Source organism: Microcoleus sp. PH2017_05_CCC_O_A, from assembly GCF_020738785.1.
Taxonomy (GTDB): Bacteria; Cyanobacteriota; Cyanobacteriia; order Cyanobacteriales; family Microcoleaceae; genus Microcoleus.
Genome location: NZ_JAEQCB010000304.1, coordinates 1 through 1755, shown reverse-complemented (window position 1 = coordinate 1755; position 1755 = coordinate 1). Strand labels below are relative to the sequence as shown.

Here is a 1755-nt window from a genome sequence, read left to right as displayed (position 1 = left end):
CGGAAAGAAAGGTTATCCGACTTTCAAGAAAAACAGTCGCTCAGTTGAGTATAAAGTCAGCGGCTGGAAACTCTCAGAAACTCGGAAGCAAATCACATTCACTGATAAAAAGGGAATTGGCAAGCTCAAACTAAAAGGAACGTGGGATCTCAATTTCTACCAAATCGATCAGATTAAACGAGTTCGTTTGATACATCGCGCTGATGGTTACTACGTTCAATTTGCAATCAGCGCCGACAACAAAGTAGATGCAGCACCAGCAGGTAAAACAGTTGGACTAGACGTGGGACTGAAAGAGTTTTATACAGACTCCGATGGTCATGTTGAACCGAATCCCAAGTTTTATCGAACAAGCGAGAAACGGCTGAAGTTTCGGCAACGCCGTGTTTCTCGCAAAAAGAAAGGCTCTGCCAACCGCAAGAAAGCAATTAATCGATTAGGACGAGTACACCTCAAAATAAGTCGGCAACGTGAAGAACACGCTAAGAAACTGGCGCGTTGCGTAATCCAATCTAACGATTTGGTCGCTTACGAAGATTTGAGAATAAAGAATCTAGTAAAGAATCACTGTCTCGCTAAATCGATTAATGACGCAGGTTGGTATCAATTCAGAAAGTGGTTGGAGTATTTTGGTGTGAAATTTGGTCGGGTAACGGTTGCCGTTAATCCTGCTTATACTTCACAAAAATGTTCAAATTGCGGTGCAATCGTAAAAAAATCCCTATCCGTAAGAACCCACGTTTGTGAATGTGGATTTGTTATGGATAGGGATTGGAACGCAGCGATTAATATTCTGAAATTAGCCTTGAGTACGGTAGGGCATACCGGAACTTGGGTTTTAAACCCGAACGCTTTGGGAGATTTGACCTCTACTTTGGCTGGAGAAATCCTGTCTGAGCAAGTTGAGTCTATGAACAAAGAATCCCCTCGCCTTTAGGCAGGGGAGTGTCAAACAGCTTCCCAGGCCCGGCGGCGAGGCGCAACAGCTTTTTTTCGGGAATTGCAGCGAACTTGACAGAAGGCGCATCTAGCTGCAAAGCTCGCACCAGTACAGCGCTACCAACCCCCTCCGCATCCGTCACCACGTTAAAACAGTGATACATCCCGTAAATTAAGTAAACGTAGCCGATACCCGCACGCCCGAACATCGCCTGATTGCGAGGAGTCTGCTGTCGGTAAGCGTGACAAGCAGGATCTCCCGGGGCGTAAGCTTCTGTTTCCACAATCATTCCCCGAATAATCTCGCCATCAGGAAACTGTCGCACCAGAGTACAGCCCAGTAAATCAGGCGCTACGCTGGTAGATGTCCGCGCCAGCCAAAAAGATTCTACAATCTGAGTATTTGCACTCATTCAACAGGAGACAGTAAATTATGGACGTTAAGTTAGTTTTAGCAGTCTTGACAGCAGTTTTCACCGTGTGCTGTTTGTTCTTCGGCACAAAAAACGGCTTCTACGATAGTGACAAGTATCACGGTAACGGTTCTGCTCACTAATTTTAGCTGGTAATTAGTTGCTTAAAAAAACCGTTGCCTGAATCACAGGCGGCGGTTTTTTTTCGATCTAATATCAAATCCTGCTTAAATCCCCCTTATATCAAATCCGGTAGCATCGGAATTATTAATATTACCGAAATAAGGAGACTCAAGATGCCGTTTCCCTACAATGAATCTGGGGTAGGGAAACGGCATCTTGAGTCTCCTCGCTTGTCATTCCGGTGCAACCGGAATTGATATTATTTCTTAGTCCGCGCAGG

Annotated in this window: 3 protein-coding genes; 2 read left to right on the top strand and 1 reads right to left on the bottom strand. The window is 45.1% G+C overall.

The window, feature by feature from the left end; translation table 11 throughout:
- Positions 1–937: transposase (locus JGK20_RS34150; RefSeq protein ID WP_293233823.1), on the top strand; the 937-nt coding region annotated here is incomplete at its 5' end.
- On the opposite strand, the gene JGK20_RS34145 is transcribed toward JGK20_RS34150, so the two are convergent.
- Complete coding sequence (locus JGK20_RS34145) at positions 909–1352, bottom strand: DNA-3-methyladenine glycosylase (protein ID WP_366039883.1); 444 nt, start codon at positions 1350–1352, stop codon at positions 909–911. The two genes, JGK20_RS34150 and JGK20_RS34145, sit on opposite strands and share 29 nt — an antisense overlap.
- Positions 1353–1372: 20 nt before the next feature.
- Between JGK20_RS34145 and JGK20_RS34140 the strand changes: the two genes are divergently transcribed.
- Positions 1373–1495 (top strand): hypothetical protein, encoded by a 123-nt coding sequence (locus JGK20_RS34140; RefSeq protein WP_096830678.1) that lies wholly within the window; start codon positions 1373–1375, stop codon positions 1493–1495.
- Positions 1496–1755: the final 260 nt, after the last annotated feature.

What these genes read in the sequence shown, in the direction of transcription:
- JGK20_RS34145 (WP_366039883.1), bottom strand. Translation starts at nt 1,352, where the DNA reads ATGAGTGCAAATACTCAGATTGTAGAATCTTTTTGGCTGGCGCGGACA.
- JGK20_RS34140 (WP_096830678.1), top strand. Translation starts at nt 1,373, where the DNA reads ATGGACGTTAAGTTAGTTTTAGCAGTCTTGACAGCAGTTTTCACCGTG.